The following is a 26,094-nucleotide window of genomic DNA, read 5'->3' as shown; positions in this document are numbered from 1 at the left end:
AGGTTACGCACAGCCGCCGACTTGATAGCGTTGACCCATCACGATGCCGCACCGGGAGCGGACTCAAGTCAGGATCAAGCGCAATGGACGATCAAGCGTCGCTGAGCATTACCACGCCCGCCATTTCCAGAAGTGGCTCGATTGCCACGGTGGGCAAAAGCTGGGGGGCGATCGGTTTTACCGGGGCGGCCTCGTTCGAACTGCCGTTGCCGATGTCGGCCGGGCGCGGCTTTGACCCGAGCCTGTCGCTGCACTACAACAGTCAGGCCGGCAATGGCCCGTTCGGTATCGGCTGGGGCGTGAACAACAGCGCTATCACTCGCCAGACCAGCAAAGGTGTGCCGGCGTATCGCGACGACGACGCGATGCTCGGCCCCGACGGCGAGGTGTTGATGCCGGATCGCGATGACGCGGGCAACATCGAATCCCGCACCGAAACCCATTACCGCAATGTCGCGGTGGGCACGCATCGCGTGGTTCGCTACCAGCCACGGGTCGAAAGCACGTTCGCGCTGCTCGAACTCTGGCAACCGGAAAACGCACCGCCCTTCTGGCTGGTACACGGCGCCGACGGCAGCCTGCACGTGTATGGCAAAACCGCCGCTTGCCGTCGCGAAGAACCACCGGCCCCCGACCAACCGGATGCCCCTCGGCGCATCGGCATGTGGCTGCTGCTCGAAAGCATGAATGCCCGTGGCGAACACATCAGCTACGACTACCTCGCCGAGGATCAAACCCGCAGCCCTGATACCCCGCACGACTACCGCGCCCAACGCTATCTGCACCACGTGTGCTACGGCAATGTCGAACCCGGCGCCGACCTTTATGCCTGGACCGTGGAAAATCCTGCCTCACTGGACTGGCATTTTCACCTGCTGTTCGACTACGGCGAACGAACCGGCCAATGGGATCAAAGCCCCATCTATGGCCCACCCTGGCAGCCAGAACAAGCACTGGCGCCGTGGCTGGAGCGCAGTGACCCGGTGCACGCTTACGGCTTCGGCTTCGAAATCGGCACTCGGCGCCTGTGCCAGCAGGTGTTGATGTTCCATCACTTCCCCGAAGAGCTCGGGCCAGCCCCGGCGCTGGTGCGACGTCTGTTACTCCAGTACCGCCCCACGGCGCTGGGCTACAACCAATTGGAAGCCGCGCACTATCAGGCGTACGACGCCAGCAGCGCGATGGAACCGATGCCGCCGGTGCAATTCGAGTATTCGGCGTTCGAACTCAATCCCCAACCCAGCGCTTTTTTCCCGTCCGAACACATGCCTGGCCTTGAGGATGGCCAGCGCTATCAATGCGTCGACCTGTTCGGCGAGGGCGTACCCGGTTTTTTGTGTCGCTACGACCAGTGCTGGTACTACCGCGAACCCTTGCGCGGCGAGGCCGGTGACGATGACATCGCTTACGGCCCGTGGACAGCGCTGAGCCAGATACCCCGCGCCGATCAGACTAAACCGCTGCAACAAACCCTCACCGACCTGACCGGTGACGGGCGCCTGGACTGGATCATCGCCCAACCGGGCCTGAGCGGTTTTCACACCCTCAACCCCGACCGCAGTTGGTCCGGGTTTATTCCGTTCACCGCGTTCCCGGTGGAGTACTTTCATCGCCTGGCGCAACTGGGCGACCTGACCGGCGACGGCCTCAGTTCCCTGGCCTTGATCGGCCCCAAAAGCGTGCGCCTGTACGCCAATCGCCGTGAAGACGGGTTTGCCAAGGGCCAGGACATGCCCCATGAACCTGATGACGACCGCTTGCCGCTGATCAGCAACTCACGCAGCGAACTGGTGTTGCTGAGCAATCTGCTGGGCAGCGACATGAACGAGCTGTGCCGCATTCGGCACAACGAAATCAGATGCTGGCCGAACCTCGGGCACGGGCGTTTCGGCCGGGGTTTTGTGATGAGCGCCCTGCCCTTCGCCTACGCCGAATTCGATGCCGCCCGCGTGCGCATTGCCGATCTGGACGGCTCCGGGGCGCCGGCGCTGATTTACCTCAACGCCGATGGCTTTGACATTTACTTCAACCATGGCGGCAATGGCCTTGAGCAAACGCCGCTGCACGTGTCCTGGCCCGAAGGCGTGCGTTACGACAACCTGTGCCAGGTGACGTTCGCCGACCTGCAAGGCCTGGGTTGCAGCAGCCTGATCCTGACGGTGCCGCACATTAAACCGCAGCACTGGCGTTACGACTTTGTCGACGCCCGGCCCTACCTGTTGAACGCCAGCAACAACCATATGGGCTGCAGCACTCAGGTGACCTATCGCAGTTCGGCGCAGGAATGGCTGGATGAAAAGCAGCGGTTGTTCCTGCACAACATGCTGGCGGCGTCGTACTTGCCGTTCCCGATTCAAGTGGTCAAAGAACAGTCCCGGCAGGATGAAATCACCGGCAATCGCCTGGTGCAGAGCTTCAGCTATGCCGAAGGCACCTACGACGGTTTCGAACGGGAGTTCCGTGGCTTCGGCCAACTGCGCCAGACCGACAGCGAAGCCAGCCCGGATGAAGACACCCCCGGTTTCACGGCGCCCGCGCGGGTCTGTACCTGGTTCCATACCGGACGCCAGGTCGACATGCCCCGCGCCGGCTATTTCAGCCGTGATCCCGAGGCCCGGCCACTGGGCGACACACTGTTCTGCCGTTATCACGCCAACGATGAATTCGATGAGCCGCTGCTTCCCGACGAGACCAGCGCCCGGGAAATCGCCCGGGCCCTCGCCGGTTCGGTCATGCGCTCGGAAACCTATGCACTGAACGACGACCGACCCTATCAGGTGCAAGAGCACCGCTACAAAGTCCGGGAATTGCGCGCGAAAAGCCGCCATTCACCCTACGCGATCCTGATGCCTTCGCCGCTGGAAACCCTGCGCTATCAGTACGAACGTTTTATCGATGACCCGCTCTGCCAGCACGAATTCACCCTGGCTCAGGATCAGTTCGGCCTGCCGACCCATGCGCTGACCGTTCACTACGCCCGGCGCAGAACCGCCGACGACACGCCGCCGTTCGAAGACGCCGATGAGCAAGCCTGGTGGCGTGACGCCCATGACCCGGCCCAGCAGTTTTATTACCTGAACGAAAGCCGCGCCGAGTTCATTCACCTCACCGCGCCTCAGGGCTGGCGCCTCGGGCTGCCTTATCGGCAACGGGGCAATGCGCTGAAACTGCCCAAAGGCTCGTTGCCCTCGGGGCTCAATCCCGATGACATCAGTTACGAACGCCTGGCCGAATATGACTCCAGCGCAGCCTGGAATGAACAGCGGCAACTGACGACCCAAGCGTTGCAGCGCTACGTGAAAACCGCAGATCGGAGCACGCTGCTGCCCGATGGCAGTGCCGAGTTCGAAGCATTGGCCGCCCCCCAGGAAATCGCCCAACTCGATGAAACCGCACTGAACGCCTACAACGTGCTGCCACCGCCGTTCGACATCCGGGCAGAGCTGGCGGCGATCGGCTATCTGCCCATGCCGCTATTTCTTGAGCCGGACCCGCTGGAAGACCAGAAGCAAAACCTGTGGTCGGCCCTGTACGGCTATGCCGCGTACGGCAACCTTGTCGACTTCTACACCGTGAGCGAATACCACGAAACCCAAAGTCATGGGCCCACCCTGGCCGACTATGACCGGTACAACCTGGCGATCACCCAGGTCACCTTGCCGGACGGCTGCACCACGCAGGTCGCCTACGACTACCACGCGCTGCAACCGCTGCGCATCATCGATGCCAACGACAATCTCCAGGAAGCTATTTACGAACCCTCCGGACAGCCGCTGGCCATCAGTTTTTACGGCAGCGAAAACGCCCGGCCTGTCGGGTTCCGGCCGCTGGACGAATACGTTCGCCCCGACAACGTGCTGCCGGACCCGGCGATTGCCGACCCACAGGCCGCCCTGCAAAAAACCGCCAGCGTGCTGCGCAAAGACCTGTTCAGCTGGATGGGCCAACTCCCCGAATCCGTGCGGCAAACACCCGACTGGCTGGCCGACTGGATCGCCCAGGGTTATGTGCTGCCCAGCCTGCACATTTGCGCCAGCGCCCGTTGGCGGTTGCCACGGCTCAAATCCCGAACCTTGGCCGAACAGGCACTGAAGGGCCTGATCGCGACAGCACCGCGTGAACCGGTGCACAGCGTGGTCCTCACCGCCGACCGCTACCCCGACGATCCGTTGCAGCAGATCCAGATCCTCAAGTCGTGCGTGGATGGCTTCGGCCGTGTCCTGCAAACCCAGCAAAAAGTCGAGCCGGGCCTGGCCTTCAGCGCCGATGAAAATCTCGAACTGGAGGTGGTGGACGGCAAACCCGTGGAGGCATTCGCCGACCCGCGCTGGCGCATCAGCGAACGGGTCGAATACAACAACAAAGGCGCGGTGACACGGGTGTTCCGTCCCTACTTCTGCAATACCCACGGCTACATCCGCGACTCGTCCTTTCGTGAGTTCGGCCCTCACGACCAACAGTTCTACGACGCCCTGGGCCGGCCGATCAAAGTGATCAGTGCCAAAGGCTACGTGTCCTTCGACAGCGTGCATCCGTGGTATCGCGCCAGCCACGACTTCAACGATACCGAACAACCAGCGCCACCAGATAAGCCGCTTGAGCCATGAACAGCGCCGTGCACTGGCACACGCCTTCGCTGGCGGCCAATGACTGTCGCGGGTTGCCGGTTCGTCAGGTCGATTATCTGCGCAGGGAGGCCGGTGCCACGGTCCAAACCCTCATCACCCGCCAGCAGCATGACGACGCTGGCCGACTGATTGCGCAATGGGACCCGCGCCTGTTCGGCCATGCGCCAAGACCTAACCTGGGCACGGTCTATCGGCTGTCGGGGGAACCGGTCAGGGTCGACAGCGTCGATGCCGGCTGGCGCCTGAACTTGGCCGGAGTGGGCGGTGAAGTACTTAGGCGCTGGGACCAGCGGGGCAATCACTGGCGAAGCACTTACGACGAGCAATTGCGCCTGATCGCCGTCGAAGAAAACGCTGTGCCGGATGTCGAGCGATTCACCTATGCCAATGCCTCGGCCAGCGCCGGGCACAACGTGCGTGGCCAGATGATCGAGCAAGTCGATCCGGCGGGCAGCCTGAACATCGACGGCTATAGCCTGGGCAGCCAGGCATTGAGCGAAACCCGGCAGTTTGCCGATGGCTCGGCTTATCACAGCCGCCGGGTTTTCAGCGCACTCGGCGTGGTGCTGGAGCAGACCGATGCCGGCAATCATCAGCAACTGTTTCGTCACGACATCGCCGGGCAGCTCATGCAGGTGCAACTGCGGATCGACCCGGCCAGCGCGGTGCAAGGCCTCATCACCGAGACCCATTACACCGCCACCGGTCAGCTCAGCGAACAGCACGCGGGCAACGGCGTGGTCAGCCGCTGGGCATATGACCCCGCTGACGGTTTGCTCACGCAACTGCAGGCCGGCGTGCCTGGCCGGCCACTGTTGCAAAATCTCAGCTACCGCTACGACCGGGTCGGCAATGTGCTGGCCATCGACGATCAGGCCTTTGCGCCGGTGCACTTCGCCAACCAGCGCATCGACGGCCGTCGCGAATTCACCTATGACTCCTTGTACCAATTGACCAGCGCCAGCGGTTTTGAAACGCAAACCCCGCATCTGCGCCCGGGTTTGCCGACACCGGTCACGCCCATCGACAACGGCCAGCTCTACAACTACGTCCAGCGCTATGAATACGACGAGGGTGGCAACCTGACGACGCTGCGCCATGTACGCGCGGGCAATAATCACACGCAAACGATGCGTATCGACCCGGCCAGCAACCGCGCCGTACGTTGGGCCGAGGGCGATCCTGCTCCTGTGTTCGACGATCATTTCGACGCCCACGGCAATCTGCTGTCGCTGCAAACAGGCCAGCCGCTGATCTGGAACAACCGCGATCAAATAGCCGTGGCCCGGCTGGTGGAACGCAGCGGTGGGCCACACGATGAAGAAACCTACCTCTACAGCCAGGGCCAGCGCGTCAGCAAACGGCTGGTGACCCAGGCGCAATCGGTGGCCCATGTTCGGCAGGTGCGCTACCTGCCAGGTCTGGAAATCCGCACCCTGGACGACGCCGAAGAACTGCACGTCATCACCCTGGGCGGTGTTCGTTGCCTGCACTGGGTCAAGGGCAAACCGGCGGCTATCGAGCAGGATCAGTTGCGCTACAGCCTCGAAGATCACCTGGGTTCCAGCACCCTGGAACTGGACCGCAACGGGGCGCTGATCAGCCAGGAAATCTACTACCCCTTCGGCGGCACGGCCTGGTGGGCGGCGCGCTCGGCTGTCGAGGTCGATTACAAGACGATTCGTTATTCGGGCAAGGAGATGGATGTCAGCGGGTTGTACTACTACGACGCCCGCTATTACGCGCCGTGGTTGCAGCGCTGGGTCAGCGCGGACCCGGCGGGCGATGTGGACGGGCTGAATCTGTATGGGTTTGTGGGCAACAATCCGCTGCGCTATGTGGATCAGATGGGGGCGGCGAAAGCAGAAAACGTGATTCTTCTGTATTCGGGTTTTATTTCCATGCTTGAGGGTCATGCCGAGCTGACACTGGAGCAAGTCCACAACATCATCCATCAAACGAACATCAATAGAAGTTTGCTCAAAAACCTGGTGGGGGAAACCCTCGCCGGCGTCATCGGCTATGAAGGCGGAATTTTCGGGGCTGGGCAAGCAGGCAACTATCTTCCAGACCTCAGCCGTCGCGCCGTGCAATTCACCGATCCGAATGCGTTGATCGGTGGCAACGCTGGCGGGGATGTGGCCGGAGCCCTGGCAAACCCCATCACAAGCACCACGGGGTGGATGTCCGCGCTCATCCCCCAAACCTCGACGATCTCCGTCGCAGCGATTGACAGCGATTTGGGTATCCCTGCCCCCGTCAACGATATCCAGCCCAACTGGAGAAGCATCAAGGACGAATTGATCCATCCTGCGCTCAACTCAGTGCTCAATCCGGTGTTCGTGATGAACAGAGTGATGGCCTCGTGGATATCGATCATTCCCGGCGCGCTGAACATGTTCGCCCGGGCGGTGGAAGCCGAAGACATCAAGAACCGGCTCGACCCGGTCAAGGTCGGCAAAATCGAGAATATGGTCGAGCAATGGAAAGCCGCCACCGAGCAACGCTGGGCCTGGGCCGAAAATGCTTTTGATGCATTGGGCACAAACATCATCTACCCGGCCGACGTGTTGCCCAACGTCAACGGCACGACCCCCGAGGAAATGCTTGCGCCGATTACCCGCGCAGGATTGAAAAAGGCAACCCGCAAAACCCTTGATTACATCAGCCGCATTCAAAAGGGCATGACGCAGTACAAAGAAATGGGCACCACTGACAACCTTTTTCTGGCCAGGCAAGCACGTGCGAACAGGTAATGTTGATTGGCAAATATGAACAGGCTCTGACCATGGAAGCGAACGTTCACCGGCATACACCGACGCTGATGGCCATCGACAGTCGCGGCTTGCCCGTCAGGCAAGTCGCTTATCTGCGCAACGTCGTTGACGGTGCAGCGCAAGCACTGATCACCCGTCAACTCCACGACGTGGCTGGCCGAATGACTGAACAATGGGACCCGCGCTTGTTTGGCAGGGCACCGAAGCCGAACACGGCATCGGTCCATAGCCTCTCGGGCGAACCGCTGAAAACCGACAGTGTCGATGCCGGCCGGCGCCTGAGCCTGACCGGGATCGCCGGTGAAGTCCTGCAGCTCTGGGATCAGCGCGGCAATCACTGGCGCACCACCTTCGACAATCAATTGCGCGCAATCAGCGTTGAAGAGAACGCTGTACCGCAGGTCGAAAGCCTCACGTATGCCAACGCCTCGGCCGACCCCGAACACAACTGGCGCGGCCAACTGATCGAATGCTCCGACCCCTCGGGCGTGGTGAGTTTCGGCAGCTATGACCTGCAAGCACAACCCCTGAGTGAAACCCGGACATTTACCGACCAGCAGACGTTCACCAGCCAGCGGATCTGGAGCCCGCTCGGCAACCTGTTACACCAGACCGATGCCGGCGGGCATCGACAAGATCTTTACTACGACATCGCCGGGCAGCTCAAACGGGTATTTGTGCAACTCAAGAATGACAGCCAGCCACAAGCGATCCTGCGGGACGCGCTCTACAACGCCGCCGGGCAGATCGAGCAGCAGACAAGCGCGAACGACGTGGTCAGTACCTGGACGTACGACCTGGCTGACGGTCGGTTGTGCACTCTCAAGTCCGGCAAGCCCAACCAAGCCTTGCAACAACACTTCAAGTACAGCTACGACCCCATGGGCAACGTGCTGCGCATCGAGGATTTCACCTTGCCCACAGTGTTTTTCGCCAACCAGCGCGTGGACGGTGTTCGGGAGTTCGCCTACGACTCGTTGTACCGCTTGATCCGTGCCAGTGGTTTCGAAGGCGAAATACCCCACCTTCAACCCGGTTTGCCGGAGTTGATCAGCCCCATCGACCCGGGCCACCTCTACAACTACGTTGAACACTACGAATACGACGCAGGCAACAACCTCGATACGTTGCGCCATGTGCGCAGCAACAACACCTACACCCGGCAATTGCGCATTGATGCGGCCAGCAATCGCGGGGTGCGCTGGCAGGACGGTGAGCCAGAGCCGGACTTCGACTCATTGTTCGATTGCCACGGCAACCTCCTGGCGCTGCAACGAGGCCAGCCCATGAGCTGGAATGCCCGGGATCAATTGAGCAATATCACCTTGCTCAGCCACGGCAACGGCCTGCCTGACGATGAAGAAACCTGCCTCTACAGTCAGGGTGAGCGAGTCCTCAAGTGCCATACAACACACACCCCTTCAGTCACCTATCGCCACGAAGTGCGCTACCTGCCGGGGCTGCAGATTCGCAGCGACAGCCGTGGCGAGTTATTGCATGTCATCACCCTGCCCCTGGCTTCTGGTTCGGCTCGTTGCCTGCATTGGGTTGCCGGCCAGCCTGCCGGTGTCGAGCCGGATCAATTGCGTTACAGCCACGACGATCAACTGGGTTCCAGCAGCCTTGAACTGGATCGCCAGGGCCTGAAGATCAGCCTGGAAATTTACTACCCCTACGGCGGCACGGCTTGGTGGGCGGCCCGCTCGCAGATTGAAGCCGAGTACAAGACCCTTCGCTACTCGGGCAGGGAAATGGACCTCAGCGGCCTGTATTTTTACGGCGCCCGTTACTACGCGCCCTGGCTGCAACGCTGGATCAGTGCCGACCCCGGCGGCGACGTGGATGGGCTGAACCTGTACGCGATGGTGGGAAACAACCCGCTCAACTACACCGACATCAACGGCCAGATTCGCTGGCCAAAAGTAGCGGATTTCGATGCCGGGATAGACCGGATCATTCACTCGGAAAACGCCGAGTACGCGCAAAACAGACAAGAACTCGCGACACGCCGCGCCAAACAACACTTGAACAAGCAAGTGGTGCGTCAGATCGAGATATTGGGCATCACCACTCGCCGGGCGCGCGATGCCAGCCAGCAGCTCGGCGCCATGGGTTCCGATTCAGACATCGCTCTGGCCGCGACGCGCAGGACGATGGTGTTGGTGGCAAGCAAGGCCATCAGTTACGGCGTGGGGATTGGTGTCGGAGTCGGGGCCCAAGCGCTGGGTGCCGTGGCGCCGGGTATCGGCAACATTGTGGGTGCAGGGTTGGGACTGGCCGCCAAAACCGCCGCCAGCGGCCTGGTGGACTACGTTGCCGAAAGGACTGGGCTGAGCGCATCCGTCAACTTGAAAACCAAAAAGCTGACGACCGAGAAAATCATACAAAAAGCCGAATACAAGCTGATGGACCTGGTTGAATACATCAAGGCCAAGTACCAGAACATGAACTTGAGCTCCCAGAGCTCACAGTTGAAGCTGACAAAAGAAGTCACGGCGCAAGCCTCCAGCGAACTATTGAAGGCGACCCTGACCGGACTTCCCTCCGAAGCGATCAGCGCCATCAGCAGTGGCGTCGGCGTGTTACTCGGGCTACCTGAAATCATCGATGAAACGATAGGGGCCAGCCGGGAGAAATCCGGCGTCAAACTGGATGAGTACGAGCGTGGCATTCTTGGCCTCGCCGAGGCGATTGAATCGAGCATGGCTAACATTCACCAATTTGCCGATGCTCTTTCCATCACTCACATCTACGGGATCGACATTCAAAGCCTGCAAGATGAAACGAACGTCGTCACCGGCATTCTCCACAATGTTGTGAATACCCTTCGAGAGCACAGAAACAGCCATAAAGCCGCTGCATAAGCGAATCGGTTTTACACGGGCAAGCCTGCCCGCACACACCGGCATGCTATGGTGCGCACCCGTATTGCTGACTGTTTACTTCGCCATGCTTGCGACTTCCCGTACCCTGCGTCTGTCGTTGTACACCCTGCTGATCGTTGCCGGCGCAGTCATCGCCGCCGGGCTGGCCATGCACCACGCCGAGCGCCAGGCCCTGGAAGAAGACGCCGCCCGCGCCAATCAGCAACTGGCGTTGTACGCCAACTCCCTGCACACCTTGATCGACCGCTACCGCGCCCTGCCCGCCGTGCTGGCGCTGGACCCGGAACTGCGTTCGGCCCTGGATGGCGCGGTGAGCCCCGAGCAGCAGGACTTGCTGAACCGCAAACTGGAAAAGATCAACGGCGCCGCGCAGTCCTCGACCCTGGAATTGCTCGATCACACCGGCCTGGCCGTGGCCGCCAGCAATTGGCGTTTGCCCAGCAGTTACGTCGGCCACAACTACGGTTTTCGTCCCTACTTCAGCCAGACCCGCACCCAGGGCACCGGGCGTTTTTACGCGGTGGGCGTGACCAGCGGCATTCCCGGTTACTTCCTGTCCAGTGCGGTGACCCGCGACAACGGCGAGTTCCTCGGCGCCATGGTGGTGAAACTCGAATTCCCCGAGCTTGAGCGCGAATGGCGTCAGGGCACGGACACCCTGCTGGTCAGTGATGCTCGCGGGATTATTTTTATCGCCAACCAGCCAGGCTGGCGCTATCGCACCTTAAAACCGCTGAGCGACGGCGATCACGCCGAGCTCAAAGCCACCCGCCAATACGACAAGCAACCACTGACGCCGCTGGCCTATCAATCGAAACGGCGCTTCGACGACAACAGTGACCTGGCCCGGGTCGAGGGCCCCGACGGTACGGCGGATTACCTCTGGGAATCCCTGCCGCTGCCCGCCGAAGGCTGGACGCTGCACCTGTTGCGGCGGCCGCAAATCGCTTTCGAAGACAGCCGCAACGCTGGCCTTGCCGCCGCCGGGTTGTGGCTGGCGGTGGTGTTTCTGTTGCTGTTCCTCAACCAACGCTGGCGCCTGGCGAAAATGCGCCAGCGCAGCCGCGAAGAACTCGAACAACTGGTGGAAGAACGCACCCGCGCCCTGCGCACCGCCCAGGACGGTTTGGTGCAATCGGCCAAACTCGCGGCGCTGGGGCAGATGTCGGCGGCGCTGGCCCACGAGATCAACCAGCCATTGACCGCCCAGCGCATGCAGCTTGCAACGCTGAGGTTGCTGCTCGATCACGGCCGGGTTGACGACGCCTACAAGGCGCTGAAACCGGTGGACGACATGCTCACGCGCATGGCCGCGCTCACCGGGCACCTGAAAACCTTCGCCCGCAAAAGCCCCAGCGGCTTGCGCGAACGGTTGGACCTGGCGGCGGTGGTCGATCAATCCTTGCAACTGCTCGACGCGCGCCTGCGGGACGAAAACGTCAGCACGGTGCTGCACCTGACCCGCCCGGCGTGGGTCCGTGGCGATGCGATTCGCCTGGAACAGGTGCTGATCAACCTGCTGCGCAACGCCCTCGACGCCGTGCAGAGCAAACCCTGCAAACGCCTGGAAATCCGCCTCGAAGCCGATGAGCAATTGTGGCGCCTGACCGTCGCCGATAACGGCGGCGGGATTGCCGAAGAACACTTGGCGAACGTCTTCGATCCGTTTTTCACCACCAAACCGGTGGGTGATGGTTTGGGCCTGGGGCTGGCGGTGTCGTTCGCCATCGCGCACGAATCGGGCGGACGCTTGGCGGCCGGCAACCACGACAATGGCGCGGTGTTCACCCTGACCCTGCCGATCGACCTGGAGGTGCCCGTCTCATGCTGAATTCGGTGATGGTGGTCGACGACGAAAGCAGCATCCGCAGCGCCGTCGAGCAATGGCTGAGCCTGTCGGGGTTCGAAGTGCAACTGTTCAGCCGCGCCGATGAATGCCTGGCGCAACTGCCGGCGCATTTTCCCGGGGTGATCCTCAGCGACGTACGCATGCCCGGCATGACCGGCCTGGATCTGCTGGCCGAAGTGCAACGGCGCGATGCCGACTTGCCGGTGATTTTGCTCACCGGCCACGGCGATGTGCCAATGGCCGTCGAGGCCATGCGCGATGGCGCCTACGACTTTCTGGAAAAACCGTTCAGCCCGGAAACCCTGCTCGGCAGTTTGCGCCGGGCCCTGGAAAAACGCCGGTTGGTTTTGGAAAACCGCGCCCTGCACGTCCAGGCCGACAACCGCGCCAAACTCGACGCCACCCTGCTCGGCGTATCCCGAGGTTTGCAGACGCTGCGCCGGCAAGTGCTGGACCTGGCGACGTTGCCGGTCAACGTGTTGATCCGTGGCGAAACCGGCAGCGGCAAGGAATTGGTCGCCCGCTGCCTGCATGACTTCGGCCCGCGCGCGGACAAGCCTTTTGTCGCACTGAATTGCGCGGCGATACCTGAGCAGTTGTTCGAGGCCGAGTTGTTCGGTCACGAGAGCGGCGCGTTTACCGGTGCATCGGGCAAGCGCATCGGCAAGCTTGAATACGCCGATGGCGGCACGTTGTTTCTCGATGAAATCGAAAGCATGCCGTTGGCGCAGCAGGTCAAGTTGCTGCGGGTGTTGCAGGAGCAGAAGCTGGAGCGGCTGGGGTCGAACCAGAGCATTCGGGTGGACTTGCGGATCATCGCCGCGACCAAACCCGACCTGCTGGACGAAGCCCGGGCCGGACGCTTTCGCGAAGACTTGGCGTATCGCTTGAACGTCGCCGAGTTGCGCTTGCCACCGTTGCGCGAACGCCGTGAAGACATTCCGTTGTTGTTCGAAACCTTCGCCCAGCAGGCCGCCGAACGTCTGGGCCGGACCTTTGCGCCCTTGAGCGGCCCGCAATTGAGCCATCTGCTGAGCCACGACTGGCCGGGCAATGTGCGGGAACTGGCGAACGTCGCCGAGCGTCAGGTGTTGGGGCTGGGTGAGCCAGAACCGGTGGGCATCGACCCTGGCCAGTCGCTGGCGGCACAGCAGGAAGCCTTCGAAGCCCATTGCCTGCGCGCAGCGCTGACCCGGCACAAGGGTGATGTGAAAGCGGTGCTTGAGGAGCTGCAACTGCCGAGGCGCACGTTCAATGAAAAGCTGCAGCGCCATGGGTTGAGTCGGGAGATGTTTATCCCCGAGTAACATCAAGATCAAAAGATCGCAGCCTTCGGCAGCTCCTACATGGGATCAGCGTAGGAGCTGCCGAAGGCTGCGATCTTTTTCGGCGGTTATCCGCTCACCATTTACTGCCAATAAGCGGATTTCCGCTCACCAAACCCCGCCGCCCCCTCTAAACCGGCCCTCCGCCCCTTGGCACAGCTCCTGCTATAGCCCCAGCAGGCTGCGTTAACTCGCGCTCCACAAAAACAATTAAACGAAGGATCCTTCAATGGATAACTCCAACGCCCTGCCCCTCGGGTCGGCCGTCGCGCCTGCCAAAGAAAGAACCACCTCCAGCCGGATCAAATCGATCTTCAGCGGCTCCGTCGGCAACATGGTCGAGTGGTACGACTGGTACGTCTACGCCGCGTTCTCCTTATACTTCGCAAAGTCGTTCTTCCCGGCGGGCTCCACCACTGCACAGCTTATGAACACAGCGGCGATCTTCGCCGTGGGCTTCCTGATGCGTCCGATCGGTGGCTGGCTGATGGGCCTCTACGCCGACCGCGCCGGTCGTAAACGTGCATTGATGGCCTCGGTGTACCTGATGTGCTTCGGCTCTCTGCTGATCGCCCTGAGCCCCAACTATGAAACCATCGGCATCGGTGCGCCGATCCTGCTGGTGTTCGCGCGCTTGCTGCAAGGCCTGTCGGTGGGTGGCGAGTACGGCACCTCGGCCACGTACCTCAGCGAGATGGCGACCAAGGAACGTCGCGGTTTCTATTCCAGCTTCCAGTACGTGACCCTGATCTCCGGTCAGCTCATCGCCCTGGCGGTGCTGATCGTGCTGCAACAGGTGCTGACCACCGAACAACTGTACGCCTGGGGCTGGCGCATTCCGTTCGCCATCGGCGCGCTGTGTGCGGTCGTGGCGCTCTACCTGCGTCGTGGCATGGAAGAGACCGAGTCGTTCAACAAGGTCAAGAAAGAGAAGAAAGAAAGCGCCATGCGCACGCTGATGCGCCACCCGAAAGAGCTGATGACTGTGGTCGGCCTGACCATGGGCGGCACCCTGGCGTTCTACACCTACACCACCTACATGCAGAAATACCTGGTGAACACCGTCGGCATGAGCATCACCGACTCCACCAGCATCTCGGCCGCCACACTGTTTTTGTTCATGTGCCTGCAACCGCTGATTGGCGGGCTGTCGGATAAAGTCGGTCGTCGGCCGATCCTGATTGCCTTCGGCGTACTCGGCACCCTGTTCACCGTGCCGATCCTGACCGCCCTGCACACCATCCAGAGCTGGTGGGGCGCGTTCTTCCTGATCATGGCGGCGCTGATCATCGTCAGCGGCTACACCTCGATCAACGCGGTGGTCAAAGCCGAACTGTTCCCGACCGAAATTCGTGCACTGGGCGTGGGCCTACCGTATGCGCTGACCGTTTCGATCTTCGGCGGCACCGCTGAATACATTGCGCTGTGGTTCAAGAGCATCGGCATGGAAACCGGTTACTACTGGTATGTCACCGCATGTATTGCGGTGTCGCTGCTGGTGTACGTGACCATGAAAGACACCCGCAAGCATTCGCGGATCGAGACGGACTGACCCCCTGAAAAACGCGCAAAGGTGCAAGGCCTTTGCGCGCAAGGTGTCGGATAGTCCGCCAAGATCGCAGCCTTCGGCAGCTCCTACAGGTCAACCTGCATCTGTAGGATCTGCCGAAGGCTGCGATCTTTTCAATTGCGCCGAACGCATCCATTCCCCCGTGACGCACGTATATCAATCACAAGCCGCCAAAACGCTGTCGGCCTGTGGATCGGGTGATTCCATGAAAAAACTGTCATGCAGGCACGCCGGCAGATTAATCACCGGTTAATGCCCGGAATACACCCTGACCCTGCCTGATCGATTAATTGCCTTGCGTCCGTTCCAGTCGTGAAAACGACAAAGCTTGACGGCCTTAACATCGAATTAATCGATACTTTCTAGCATTAAGTTGCAGATTCAAATCAACTTTAATGAACTGGAGTCACTGACATGAAAACCCAACTGTTCCTCGCCCTGGCCCTATCCGTACTGGCCGCCAACACCTACGCCGCCGATGGTTCCGACAAAACCGGTACGTCGGACTTCATCTCTGGAGCCACGGCGGCCGTCGAGTACACCCACTCGTCCGCTGTCGCCTCGGATGGTTTTGACCATACCGGTACCGCTGGCGCGATTGCCGCCGACGGCTTTGATAAAACCGGCACAGCGGGTGCTATCGGTTAACGGGCTGGAGGGATTGAACAGCCCGGCTTCGGCCGGGCTTAGTCATTTCTGGGGGGAAGATCAAAAGATCGCAGCCTGCGGCAGCTCCTACAGGTTTACGTCCCCCCGTAGGAGCTGCCGCAGGTTGCGATCTTTTGGCGGCCGCCCAGACACTGGAATTTACCTGCCGGCACTTGCACTATGGCGTTCACTCGAACCCCCGCCAGGAATCCGCGCATGCCCGACGACATCCACTACTACGAACCCGCCAACGGCCACGGCCTGCCCCATGACCCGTTCAACGCCATCGTCGGCCCGCGTCACATCGGCTGGATCTCCTCACAGGACGCCAACGGGCATCTGAACCTGGCGCCCTATAGCTTTTTCAACGCGTTCAACTACATTCCGCCGATCATTGGTTTTTCCAGCGTCGGACGCAAAGACAGCCTCAACAACATCGAGCAGACCGGCGAATTCGCCTGGAACCTCGCGACCCGGCCACTGGCCGAGCAGATGAACCAGAGCTGCGCCATGGTTCCACCGGAAACCAACGAATTCGAACTGGCCGGGCTTACGCCAGTCGCGTCGACCATCATCCAGGTGCCACGGGTCGCCGAAAGCCCGGTGTCCTTCGAATGCAAGGTCACGCAGATCATTCAGTTGCAACGCGCGGACGGGAACGTGGTGCCGAGCTGGCTGATTCTCGGCGAAGTGGTCGCCGTGCATATCGCCAAGTGGCTGTTGAAGGATGGGGTGTACGACACCGCCGCGGCAGAACCGATTCTGCGCGGCGGCGGGCCAGCGGATTACTTTCAGTTGGGACCAGAGGCATTGTTCAAAATGTATCGCCCGGGGGCGAAAAAATAACTTACCAGAGCAGGTCTGCGTCTTCTTTGACGTCTTTGAGGCGGGTCAGCTCTTTGGCGGCGGCCAGGTCAGCCTCGTTGGCCGTCTTGAAGATTTGCCCTTCCAGCACTTTATGAAAACGTGGCGCCCCGGTGCCACCGATGGCTTTGACGGCGATCGCGGCGTGGTAACCACCTTCGCCCGGTACTACAGCGGAAACCGCTTCGAAATGATCAAAGGCTTTGCGTGCCATGTCGCAGATCCTGGCTAATTGAGAATGGAGCCATTAAACCCTCAACCGACCAGTTTGTGTACCTGCGCCTTCGACTGACCGAGGGCCTGGGCGGCCGAAACATCCTTGAAGGTGTGGAAATCCAGGCTGTTGACCACCAGGTCCTGCACCAGGTCGGCAAAAATCTGCATGGCGGGGGTGCTGAAGTACGCGGTCATGGCTTGTTGATGTGTCCAGAAACCGGACACCAGCCACAAATCGGGATCGCATTGTGAATGTTGCAGGGCAAAGCTCAGGCAACCGCTGGCGGAGCGTGACGGCTCGATCAACGCGCTCAGGCGTGCGCCGAGTTCCGCCGAACGCCCGGCGCGGGCGCGGACGAAGGCCATGTGACTGACGGGGATCTGCATAGACATGTTCAACCCTCCCAAGGAGTTGCGTGGCAGCCAGGGGCGGGCTGCGACAGGATCAAAGGTTAGGCGGCGCGCGGGGAGTGCCGTTAGTCGATTCCTGCCGGCTTGTTGCACAATCCTGCGAGTATCGCCAAATCGCCCTGAATCAACGGCTTAGACGTGTCCGAGAGATGACACAACGGTTTCAAGCAAGTTTCAGCCCGGCAATACGGCTGCGGCAACGCCGCGAAATAACCCCATGCAGAATCAGGCAAGCATCAGGCAGGATGTGTCTACCGCTGTCGATTGCACAAACTTAAGCTCTGCCCATCCACAACGCCTCACCGAGGAGCCCCGCATGTCGTCGCTCGATCACTTTGAAGCCCCGCTGGACGCCGACATGGAGAAACAGCGCGAGGAACTGGCCGCGATCATCCGCCGCAACACGACGGAGGATGGCAATTACGCCACCGCCGTCGGCTCGCTGTTCATGTCTCGCTACAGTCAAACCCACCAGTTTTCTCCGGGGCTGGCACAACCGGCGCTGTGCATCATGGCCCAGGGGCGCAAGGAAGTTCGGCTGGTCGATGAGGTCTTCACCTACGACCCGCTCAATTACCTGGTGGTGTCGGTGTCGATGCCGGTGAGCGGTCGCGTGGTGACCATCACGTCCGAAGAACCGATTCTCGCCATACGCCTGGACATCGACCCGGCGGAAATCACCGCGCTGATCGCCGACGCCGGCCCCATGGGCGTGCCCACCCGGCCCACCGGGCGTGGCTTGTATGTGGAAAAACTGGACGCCGCGATGCTCGACGCCGTGCTGCGCCTGGCCCGTTTGCTCGACACCCCGAAAGACATCGCCATGCTCGCGCCGTTGATTCGCCGGGAGATTCTTTATCGCCTGTTGCGCAGCCAGCAGGGCCATCGCCTGTATGAAATCGCCATCGCCAACAGCCAGAGCCACCGCGTCAGCCAGGCGATCAAATGGCTCAACGGTCACTATGAACAACCGCTGCGCATCGATGATTTGGCGAAGGAAGTAAACCTGAGCGTGTCGACCCTGCATCACCGCTTCAAGGCGATGACGGCGATGAGTCCGTTGCAATATCAGAAGCAACTGCGCTTGCAGGAAGCCCGGCGCTTGATGCTGGCCGAAGGGCTGGAAGCGTCGGCGGCGGGGTATCGGGTGGGGTATGAAAGCCCGTCGCAGTTCAGCCGGGAGTACAGCCGCTTGTTCGGCGCGCCGCCGTTAAGGGATCTGGCGCGGTTGCGGTTAACCGTATAGCGCCGCCGTCCTGTAGGAGCAAGGCTTGCCCGCGATTGGCTTGATGCGGTGTATCCGGTCTACCGCGTCATCGTTCATCGCGGGCAAGCCTCGCTCCTACAGGGTTGGAGTCAGGCGCTGAGTACGCGGCAAGCCTCCGCCGGCAATGTCACCGACACCGGATTGCCAATGCTCAACCCAAACCCCTGACACGGCGTGCTCAGCGCGGTAAACGACACCCCGGAACATTCCACCGTGGTTTCAATCGTCGCGCCGATGTCCCGCACAAACGTCACCTTGCCCAACAAGCGATTCCCCGCCGTGGCCTGCGGTTGCGACAGTTGCAGGTCTTCCGGGCGAATCAGCATTTTCACTTTCTCGCCCACCACAATGCTGCTGCAGATCGGCACTTCCAGCGCATCACCACCGGGCAAACCAACCTTGCCATTACCCAACGCGGTGGCCGGGAAGATGTTGCCCGAGCCGATAAAGTCCGCGACAAATTCATTGGCCGGATGCCGGTAGATCTCAATCGGCGTGCCCACCTGTTGCACCTTGTGCTCGCCCAACACCACGACGATATCGGCCATGGTCATCGCCTCGCGCTGATCGTGGGTGACCATGATCGTGGTGATGTTCAGCCGTTGTTGCAGTTGACGGATTTCCACCTGCATCGACTCACGTAACTTCGCATCCAGCGCCGACAGCGGCTCATCGAGCAGCAGGATTTTCGGCCGCGAGGCAATCGCCCGGGCAATCGCCACGCGCTGACGTTGACCGCCGGAAAGCTTGGCCACCGGACGATCAATCATTTCCTTGAGTTGAATCAGTTCCAGCAACTCCACCACCCGCGCCTGCTGATCCGCCTTGCTCACGCCACGCAGTTTCAGCGGGTAAGCGATGTTCTCCCCCACCGTCATGTGCGGAAACAGCGCCAGGGATTGAAACACCATGCCGAAGTTACGCAAGTGCGCCGGAGTGTGGCCGATGTCTTCGCCATCCAGGCGAATCTCGCCGCCGGACAGGGTTTCAAGCCCGGCGATCATCCGCAGCAACGTGGTTTTGCCGCAGCCCGACGGGCCGAGGAAACACACCAGTTTGCCCTCGGGCAAATGCAGGTTTACATCCTTTACCGCGCAGGCCGAGCCGTAGTGTTTCTCGACGTTTTCCAGAATCAGACCAGACATAAATCACCTCAAGAATCAGAACGAAACGCCACCTTCACCGACCAGCTTCTCCAGCGCCCAAATCAGGACGAAGTCGATCAGCACGATCAGCACGGCAAACGAGAAAACGGTAGGGTCGAGGGATGACACGGTGCGGCTGTACATCCAGATCGGCACGGTCATGACATCGATGGTGTAGAGGAAATAGGTCACGGTGAATTCGTTGAACGAGACGATAAATGCCAGCAGCGCTCCCGCCAGAATCCCCGATTTCATCAACGGCACCACCACATCGACAATCGCCCGGGTCGGCGAGGCGCCGAGCATTTGCGCGGCCTCTTCGACTTCGCTGCCAATCGACAACATCGCCGCCGTGCAGTTTTTCACCACGAAGGGCAGCGCCAGGATCACGTGGGCAATCACCAGTCGCGAGGTGGTCATCTGGAACGGCAGGCTGTCGAACACCAGCAGCAGCGCCAGGCCCAACACCACCATCGGGAACACCAACGGCAGCGACATCAATTGCAGGGCCACGGCTTTGCCACGGAACTCGCAACGGGTCAGTGCGTACGCCGCCGGCACCGCGATGATCGTGGCGAAGACCATGGTCAGGCACGCCACCATCAGGCTGGTGGTCATGGCTTTGCCCAGGCTCAGCACATCGCTGGCGTCCGGCGAGACAAAGGTGTGCCAGGCGGCGCGATACCATTGCAGGCTATAGCTGCTGGGCGGGAAGTCGAGGTTCGACGCGCCGCTGAACGACATCACGATCATCGTCAGGATCGGCAACACCGCCAGCAACAGAATGAAGCCCGACAGGATGCCGGCAAACTTGCCGGTTTCGCCCGGCAACAGGCCATAACGTTTCTTGGTCAACGTACTCATTGCGAAGCCTCCAGCATGCGCCGACGACGGCCCGTGATGTATTCGGACAAGGTCATGATCGCCAGCGTCGTGACAATCAGCACCACCCCGGCAGCGGACGCGGCGGGCCAGTTCATCAGTGGGGCGATCTGGTCATGCACCATCACCGCCAGCATCGGCACGCGACGGCCGCCAAGCAGCAAAGGCACCACAAAACTGCTGGCGTTGTAGGCGAACACCAACGTTGCACCGGTGATGATCCCCGGCAAACTCATCGGCAACACAACCTGGCGGAACACCTGGAAACGACTGGCGCCGAGGGTCGCGGCGGCTTCTTCATAGGTGCGCGCAACGCCGCGCATGGCGCTGGCAATCGGCAGCACGGCCAGCGGGAATGCGGTTTGCACCAGGCCCATCAACACGCCGTTCTGGTTGTACAGCAGCATGATCGGGCGCTTGATCAGGCCCAGGCCCAGCAGCGCCTGATTGAGCATCCCGGCGGGGCCGAGAATCACCAGCCAGCCGTAGCTTTGCAGCAGCAGGTTGACCAGCAGCGGCAGCAGCACCGCCGCGAGGAAGATCCGCCGGATAAACGGCGAGGTCAGCCGCGACATGGTGTAAGCCACCGGGATCGCCAGCAACACCGCGATCACCGCGCTGAACAGCGCCAGGCGCAGGGTCAGCATCAGGGATTTGAGGTAGTAGGGCTCCAGCAACTGCGCGTAACTGGCCAGGCTGAACCCGGTCCATTCCGCGCCTTTGGTGCCGACGCTCATGCGCAGCACCAGCAGGCTCGCGGCAATCAGCACGCCGAGAAACAGCATCGACGGCGAGAGGAAAAGCCATGCGCGTGCGGTCGGCGACACACCCCGGCGCGAAGGCGCTGGCGCGGCGGCGACCGGATGAGTCAGATGGGGTTGGTGTTCCATAGCAAAGGTCTCGTCAATGGAAGATCAATTGCGCTGAAGTGCTAACCCGCCCCCCGGTAGGAGCTTCCGAAGGCTGCGATCTTTTGATCTTGATCTTTTCCAAGCCACATCAAGATCAAAAGATCGCAGCCTTCGGCAGCTCCTACCGGGGGATTCGGGTTCCTTCAGTCAGGCGCAGATCAGGAAGAAAAGATTTCCGTGTAGCGACGAATCCATTGGTCATGCACGGTGGCCAGGAAGGCGTTGTCGTGCATGATCGCCTTGTCGGCAATCTGCTCTGGCGTGAGGATGTACGGGCTCTTGCGCGCTTCGGCGGAGATGATCGCCTTGGCGTTGACCGGGCCGTTGTAGATGTCTTCGGCCATTTTGCCCTGCACCAACGGGTCCAGGGAGTGGTTGATGAAGGCGTAGGCCAGGTCGGTGTCGCCCGGGCGATTCTTCGGCATCACCGAGAGCATCAGGTCGGTGTAGAAGCCTTCCTTCATGCCGAAGGTAGCGCCGAGACCGTAGTTCGGATCACGGATCTGCTTCGGGAAAAACGCCGGAGCGTACAGGCCGCCCATGTCCAGGGAACCGGTGCGGAACAGCTCGGCAATCTGGTTCGGATTTTCGCCCAGAGTGACCACGCGCTCCTTCAACTCGGCGAGTTTCTTGAAGCCCGGCTCAATGTTGTGTTCGTCACCACCGGCCAGTTTGGCGGCGATGATGATCAGGTCCATCGCTTCGGTCCAGTTCGGCGGCGGCAGGAAGATGTTCGGCGCCAGATCGGCATCCCACAGCGCGGCGTAACTGTCCGGCGCTTCCTTCTGGGTGCGGGTGCTGTAGACCAGGCTGTTGCACCACAGCAGGTAACCGATGCCGTGACCGTTGGCGCCCGTGCGGTATTTCTCCGGCACGTCCACCAGGTTGGGGATGCGGTTGAGGTCGGGTTTTTCCAGCAAGTCGGCGGCGGCCAGGCCTTCGGCGCCGACGCCGGCCAGGGTGATGACGTCGTACTGCGGACGATCACCACCGGCCTTGAGTTTGGCGACCATTTCCGAGGTACTGCCGGTGCGGTCAGCGATGACCTTGCAGCCGTACTTGGCCTCGAACGTCGCGGCGATGTTGCGCAGTGCCGCCAGCCCGGTGTCATCGGACCAGGTGAGCAAACGCAGGGTCTTGCCCTGGAAGCGGGTGTCGCTGGCGTTGGCCCGGATGAAGGGCATGCTCATGGCCGCCGCAGCGACCGACGCCACGCCCACGGTTTTGATGAATTGACGCCTGTTCAGATCATGCTGGCCCATGAAGGACTCCCTTTGTTTTTTTAAGTATGAGGTTGGTCGCAACCGTTGCATCCGCGCGGCCAGATCAGCTTCAAGCCCCCGGTTTCAAAGGACTTGAGCTGAGCCGACGGGTTCATCCTGAGGTCGTGCAAAACACCTGACTATCGATAAAAACTCATTGAAGCCATGACGCTGGCGCATGCCTCAGAACGAGGCATGCGCTCACCTTTTTCGAGCGTCTACACCGCCCGAATCACGTGTTTGATTTCCTGGAACGCCTGCAAACCCCATGGCCCCAACTCGCGGCCGAGGCTGCTCTGTTTGTAGCCACCCCACGCGGTCTGCGGAAAGATCACTTGCGGCGCGTTGATCCACACCAGGCCCGCCTGCAAGGCGTTGGCGACCCGATCCGCCGCTTCGGCATCACCGCTGACCACGCTGGCCACCAGACCAAACTGGCTGTCGTTGGCCAGGGCAATCGCCTCGGCTTCGGAGGCGAAACTGCGCACGCAGATCACCGGGCCGAAAATCTCTTCACACCACAGCGCACTGTCGAGGGGCACTTCGGTGAAAATCGTCGGCTGCAAAAAATATCCGCGGGTGAGTTCGGCGGGACGATTGCCACCGCAAATCAGCTTGGCGCCGGCACTCAGACCGCGATCGATGTGGCCGAGCACACGCTGGTATTGCGCCTGATTGACCAGTGCGCCCATTTCCACATTCGGGTCAAACGGGTCGGCCACGCGAATCGCTTCGGCGCGGGCCTGCAAACGGATCAGGAACTCGTCCGCCAGTTCATCGGCGACCAGCACGCGACTGGTGGCGGAACACATCTGCCCGGCATTGAAGAAACCACCGCCACACGCGACTTCCACCGCCAGTTCGACGTCGGCGTCTTTGAGCACCAACAGCGAGGATTTACCGCCCAGTTCCAGGCTCACGCCCTTCACGGTTTCGGCGGCGCGCTGCATCACCTGGACGCCCACCGCATTGCTGCCGGTGAAAGAGATTTTGGCGATACGCGGGTCGGACGACAGTGGCGCACCAACCGCCAGCCCCGTGCCGCAGACCAGGTTGAACACGCCGTTGGGCAAACCGGCCTCGGCAATGATCGTGGCCAGTTCCAGCTCCGGCAGCGGCGTGACTTCCGACGGTTTGAGCACCACGCAGCAGCCGGCAGCCAGGGCCGGGGCGAGTTTCCACGCGGTGGTGACCATCGGGAAATTCCACGGCACGATCAGCCCGACCACGCCGCACGGTTCACGGCGCAGGCGAGCGCTGAAGTCGTCACTTGGCAGCTCGACGGTGCTGTCCTGCTTGGCGTCGAGGCCTTCAGCCAGACCGGCGTAGTACTCGAACGTAGCGATCACGTCATCGACATCGATGGCCGCTTCGAACAGGGGTTTGCCGTTGTTGCTCGACTGCAAGTGCATCAATTGTTCGCGGCCTGCCGCCACACCAGCGGCGATCCGGCGCAGGATCGCGCCGCGCTCGGTGCCGGTGGTTTTCGACCAGTCCTTAAAGGCGATGGTCGCGGCGTTGACGGCTTGATCGACGGCGTGTGCATCACCGCCGTTCACCGTGGTGAGCAGCGCTTCGGTCGCCGGGTTGATTACCCGCAAATGTTCCTGGCCGGCGGACCATTGGCCGTTGATGTACAGGCCGTCCAGCGTGGTTGGAAAACTCATTTCGACACCGCCTTCATCCACTGGGTCTGATCGATTTCAATCAGGGTCGGGCCCTGACGATCCGTGGCCGCACGCAATGCGCTGCGCAGTTGCTCAACGCCGTTGACCGCTTCGGCGGCGCAACCCAGGGCCTTGGCCACACCGATAAAGTCCGGGGTGTAGATGTCCACGCCCACCGGTTCGATGGCGCGGTTGACCATGTATTTCTTGATCTCTTCGTAGCCCTGGTTATTCCACAGCAGCACGATCACCGGCGTGCGCGCTTCCACGGCGCTGGCCAGTTCCGGCAGGGTGAATTGCAGGCCGCCATCGCCGATCAGGCACACCACCGGCGGCCGCGACCCGCCCTCGACGCTGCCGCCGAGCCAGGCGCCAATCGCTGCCGGCAAGGCGTAACCGAGGGTGCCGTAACCGGTGGACGAGTTGAACCAGCGGCGTGGACGTTCGGGGTTGAAGGTCAGGTTGCCGGTGTACACCGGTTGGGTCGAATCGCCGACGAATACTGCGTCCGGCAATTCGTGCAGCACGGTTTCGAGGAAACGGGTCTGGGCCAATGTTGGGGCATCCCAGGTCGCGGCCAACTCTTCACGCAAACGGGCGGCACGTACCTGGCCCCAATCGTTGCGGCGCTCGGCCAGGGACTTGTGGGACAGCGCGCTGAGCAAGGCTTGCGCGGCGTTGCGCGAGTCGGATACCAGCGCTACGTGCGGCGGGTAGTTGCGCACGGTCTGGTCCGGGTCGATGTCGACGCGCAGCAGTTTGCCGGGGATTTCGAAGCCGCCGGCGAAGGTCACGTCGTAATCGGTCTCGGCCAGTTCAGTGCCGATGGCCAGTACCACGTCGGCCTCGGCGACCAGGGCGCGAGTGGCGACCAGGCTTTGGGTCGAACCGATCAGCAGCGGGTGATTGGATTCCAGCAGGCCTTTGGCATTGATCGTCAGCGCGACCGGCGCGGCGAGCAACTCAGCCAGCTCAGTCAGTTCAGCAGCGGCTTCGATGGCGCCGCCACCGGCCAGGATCAATGGGCGCTTGGCCCCCGCCAGCAGTTCGGTCATGCGCGACACGGCGGTCGGCGCGGCACCGGCGCGGTCGATGTTGACCGGGACACTGGTCAGCAAGTCGTCAGCCTCTTCGACCAGCACGTCCAACGGAATTTCGATGTGCACCGGACGCGGGCGCCCGGCCTGGAACAGCGCGAACGCACGGGCCAATACGCCCGGCAATTCCGACGCTGACATCAGAGTGTGGGAGAACGCAGCGACGCCACCGACCAATGCGCTCTGGTTCGGCAGCTCGTGCAGCTTGCCGCGTCCACCGCCCAACTGGTTGCGGATCTGCACGCTGGAGATCACCAGCATCGGGATCGAGTCGGCATAGGCCTGGCCCATCGCCGTGGTGATGTTGGTCATGCCCGGGCCGGTGATGATGAAGCACACACCGGGTTTGCCGCTGGTGCGCGCATAGCCGTCGGCCATGAAACCGGCGCCCTGTTCGTGACGCGGCGTAACGTGGTTGATGCTCGAACGGGCCAGCCCGCGATACAGCTCAACGGTGTGCACCCCGGGAATGCCGAACACCTGCTCGACCCCGTAGTCTTCGAGTAACTTGACCAATACTTCGCCGCACGTCGCCATGTCTTTGCCCTTCTTGTTCGTTTGAGACGCCGGGCCTGCGCAGTGTTTATGATGCGAAGGCAAGCCCAGGGATGGCCTCATTGGAACGGGCGACACGTAGCCGCAACAATGGATAAAAAGTCATACTAGCCATGTCCTCACGTCATACCTTGG

General features: G+C 61.3%; 17 protein-coding genes. 9 read left to right on the top strand and 8 right to left on the bottom strand.

The genetic code is table 11. The features are described from left to right. The first annotated feature begins 83 nt into the window (after window positions 1-83). From V5E99_RS07455 to V5E99_RS07420, 8 genes are all read left to right on the top strand, one after another. On the top strand, window positions 84-4,607 hold the full coding sequence (locus V5E99_RS07455; protein ID WP_499801864.1) for a SpvB/TcaC N-terminal domain-containing protein: 4,524 nt from the start codon (window positions 84-86) through the stop codon (window positions 4,605-4,607). Then, window positions 4,604-7,384: an RHS repeat-associated core domain-containing protein gene (locus tag V5E99_RS07450; protein WP_499801863.1), complete on the top strand. Its 2,781-nt coding sequence runs from the start codon at window positions 4,604-4,606 to the stop codon at window positions 7,382-7,384. The genes V5E99_RS07455 and V5E99_RS07450 overlap by 4 nt, the downstream gene beginning before the upstream one ends. A 32-nt stretch (window positions 7,385-7,416) precedes the next feature. Then, the gene (locus tag V5E99_RS07445) at window positions 7,417-10,269 is read left to right on the top strand and encodes an RHS repeat domain-containing protein (protein ID WP_499801862.1); all 2,853 of its coding nucleotides are present in this window, start codon (window positions 7,417-7,419) and stop codon (window positions 10,267-10,269) included. Window positions 10,270-10,354: 85 nt separating this feature from the next. Further along, window positions 10,355-12,121: a sensor histidine kinase gene (locus V5E99_RS07440; protein WP_499801861.1), complete on the top strand. Its 1,767-nt coding sequence runs from the start codon at window positions 10,355-10,357 to the stop codon at window positions 12,119-12,121. After that, window positions 12,115-13,446: a sigma-54-dependent transcriptional regulator gene (locus tag V5E99_RS07435; RefSeq protein ID WP_499801860.1), complete on the top strand. Its 1,332-nt coding sequence runs from the start codon at window positions 12,115-12,117 to the stop codon at window positions 13,444-13,446. The genes V5E99_RS07440 and V5E99_RS07435 overlap by 7 nt, the downstream gene beginning before the upstream one ends. Window positions 13,447-13,693: 247 nt before the next feature. Further along, window positions 13,694-15,016 carry an MFS transporter gene (locus tag V5E99_RS07430; RefSeq protein WP_499801859.1) on the top strand — a complete coding sequence of 441 codons (1,323 nt, stop codon included), beginning with the start codon at window positions 13,694-13,696 and terminating at the stop codon, window positions 15,014-15,016. A gap of 432 nt (window positions 15,017-15,448) precedes the next feature. Further along, window positions 15,449-15,682 (top strand): hypothetical protein, encoded by a 234-nt coding sequence (locus tag V5E99_RS07425; protein ID WP_499801858.1) that lies wholly within the window; start codon window positions 15,449-15,451, stop codon window positions 15,680-15,682. Between the two features lie 216 nt (window positions 15,683-15,898). After that, window positions 15,899-16,528, top strand: coding sequence for a flavin reductase family protein (locus tag V5E99_RS07420; protein ID WP_499801857.1), 630 nt, complete (start codon window positions 15,899-15,901; stop codon window positions 16,526-16,528). A gap of 1 nt (window position 16,529) precedes the next feature. Here V5E99_RS07420 and V5E99_RS07415 read toward each other — a convergent pair whose 3' ends face one another. Both V5E99_RS07415 and V5E99_RS07410 read right to left on the bottom strand, forming a co-directional pair. After that, the gene (locus V5E99_RS07415; RefSeq protein WP_083375873.1) at window positions 16,530-16,760 is read right to left on the bottom strand and encodes a hypothetical protein; all 231 of its coding nucleotides are present in this window, start codon (window positions 16,758-16,760) and stop codon (window positions 16,530-16,532) included. Window positions 16,761-16,801: 41 nt separating this feature from the next. Continuing rightward, window positions 16,802-17,155, bottom strand: a complete 354-nt coding sequence (locus V5E99_RS07410; protein ID WP_499801856.1) for a putative quinol monooxygenase — start codon at window positions 17,153-17,155, stop codon at window positions 16,802-16,804. Between the two features lie 334 nt (window positions 17,156-17,489). Here V5E99_RS07410 and V5E99_RS07405 point away from each other — a divergent pair, with 334 nt between their 5' ends. Then, complete coding sequence (locus V5E99_RS07405; protein WP_499801855.1) at window positions 17,490-18,419, top strand: AraC family transcriptional regulator; 930 nt, start codon at window positions 17,490-17,492, stop codon at window positions 18,417-18,419. 110 nt (window positions 18,420-18,529) lie between these two features. Here V5E99_RS07405 and V5E99_RS07400 read toward each other — a convergent pair whose 3' ends face one another. From V5E99_RS07400 to V5E99_RS07375, 6 genes are all read right to left on the bottom strand, one after another. Then, window positions 18,530-19,585, bottom strand: coding sequence for an ABC transporter ATP-binding protein (locus V5E99_RS07400; protein WP_499801854.1), 1,056 nt, complete (start codon window positions 19,583-19,585; stop codon window positions 18,530-18,532). A gap of 15 nt (window positions 19,586-19,600) precedes the next feature. Beyond that, window positions 19,601-20,449 carry an ABC transporter permease gene (locus tag V5E99_RS07395; protein ID WP_499801853.1) on the bottom strand — a complete coding sequence of 283 codons (849 nt, stop codon included), beginning with the start codon at window positions 20,447-20,449 and terminating at the stop codon, window positions 19,601-19,603. Continuing rightward, a complete protein-coding gene (locus tag V5E99_RS07390; RefSeq protein ID WP_499801852.1) occupies window positions 20,446-21,357 on the bottom strand; it encodes an ABC transporter permease in 912 nt (303 codons plus the stop codon). The genes V5E99_RS07395 and V5E99_RS07390 overlap by 4 nt, the downstream gene beginning before the upstream one ends. A gap of 179 nt (window positions 21,358-21,536) precedes the next feature. Beyond that, on the bottom strand, window positions 21,537-22,640 hold the full coding sequence (locus tag V5E99_RS07385) for an ABC transporter substrate-binding protein (protein ID WP_499801851.1): 1,104 nt from the start codon (window positions 22,638-22,640) through the stop codon (window positions 21,537-21,539). A gap of 218 nt (window positions 22,641-22,858) precedes the next feature. Next, window positions 22,859-24,307 carry an aldehyde dehydrogenase family protein gene (locus V5E99_RS07380; RefSeq protein ID WP_499801850.1) on the bottom strand — a complete coding sequence of 483 codons (1,449 nt, stop codon included), beginning with the start codon at window positions 24,305-24,307 and terminating at the stop codon, window positions 22,859-22,861. After that, a complete protein-coding gene (locus V5E99_RS07375) occupies window positions 24,304-25,941 on the bottom strand; it encodes a 5-guanidino-2-oxopentanoate decarboxylase (RefSeq protein ID WP_499801849.1) in 1,638 nt (545 codons plus the stop codon). The genes V5E99_RS07380 and V5E99_RS07375 overlap by 4 nt, the downstream gene beginning before the upstream one ends. Window positions 25,942-26,094: the final 153 nt, after the last annotated feature.

This window comes from Janthinobacterium sp. LPB2021202312-11-4 (genome assembly GCF_037049705.1).
In the GTDB taxonomy this organism is placed as follows: domain Bacteria; phylum Pseudomonadota; class Gammaproteobacteria; order Pseudomonadales; family Pseudomonadaceae; genus Aquipseudomonas.
The sequence above is the reverse complement of the archived record's forward strand: the minus strand, read 5'-3'. Positions and strand labels throughout refer to the sequence as shown.

Bases quoted from the DNA above. Each gene is read 5' to 3' on its own strand.
- V5E99_RS07455 (WP_499801864.1), top strand. From the start codon at position 84: ATGGACGATCAAGCGTCGCTGAGCATTACCACGCCCGCCATTTCCAGA.
- V5E99_RS07450 (WP_499801863.1), top strand. From the start codon at position 4,604: ATGAACAGCGCCGTGCACTGGCACACGCCTTCGCTGGCGGCCAATGAC.
- V5E99_RS07445 (WP_499801862.1), top strand. From the start codon at position 7,417: ATGGAAGCGAACGTTCACCGGCATACACCGACGCTGATGGCCATCGAC.
- V5E99_RS07440 (WP_499801861.1), top strand. From the start codon at position 10,355: ATGCTTGCGACTTCCCGTACCCTGCGTCTGTCGTTGTACACCCTGCTG.
- V5E99_RS07435 (WP_499801860.1), top strand. From the start codon at position 12,115: ATGCTGAATTCGGTGATGGTGGTCGACGACGAAAGCAGCATCCGCAGC.
- V5E99_RS07430 (WP_499801859.1), top strand. From the start codon at position 13,694: ATGGATAACTCCAACGCCCTGCCCCTCGGGTCGGCCGTCGCGCCTGCC.
- V5E99_RS07425 (WP_499801858.1), top strand. From the start codon at position 15,449: ATGAAAACCCAACTGTTCCTCGCCCTGGCCCTATCCGTACTGGCCGCC.
- V5E99_RS07420 (WP_499801857.1), top strand. From the start codon at position 15,899: ATGCCCGACGACATCCACTACTACGAACCCGCCAACGGCCACGGCCTG.
- V5E99_RS07415 (WP_083375873.1), bottom strand. From the start codon at position 16,760: ATGGCACGCAAAGCCTTTGATCATTTCGAAGCGGTTTCCGCTGTAGTA.
- V5E99_RS07410 (WP_499801856.1), bottom strand. From the start codon at position 17,155: ATGTCTATGCAGATCCCCGTCAGTCACATGGCCTTCGTCCGCGCCCGC.
- V5E99_RS07405 (WP_499801855.1), top strand. From the start codon at position 17,490: ATGTCGTCGCTCGATCACTTTGAAGCCCCGCTGGACGCCGACATGGAG.
- V5E99_RS07400 (WP_499801854.1), bottom strand. From the start codon at position 19,585: ATGTCTGGTCTGATTCTGGAAAACGTCGAGAAACACTACGGCTCGGCC.
- V5E99_RS07395 (WP_499801853.1), bottom strand. From the start codon at position 20,449: ATGAGTACGTTGACCAAGAAACGTTATGGCCTGTTGCCGGGCGAAACC.
- V5E99_RS07390 (WP_499801852.1), bottom strand. From the start codon at position 21,357: ATGGAACACCAACCCCATCTGACTCATCCGGTCGCCGCCGCGCCAGCG.
- V5E99_RS07385 (WP_499801851.1), bottom strand. From the start codon at position 22,640: ATGGGCCAGCATGATCTGAACAGGCGTCAATTCATCAAAACCGTGGGC.
- V5E99_RS07380 (WP_499801850.1), bottom strand. From the start codon at position 24,307: ATGAGTTTTCCAACCACGCTGGACGGCCTGTACATCAACGGCCAATGG.
- V5E99_RS07375 (WP_499801849.1), bottom strand. From the start codon at position 25,941: ATGGCGACGTGCGGCGAAGTATTGGTCAAGTTACTCGAAGACTACGGG.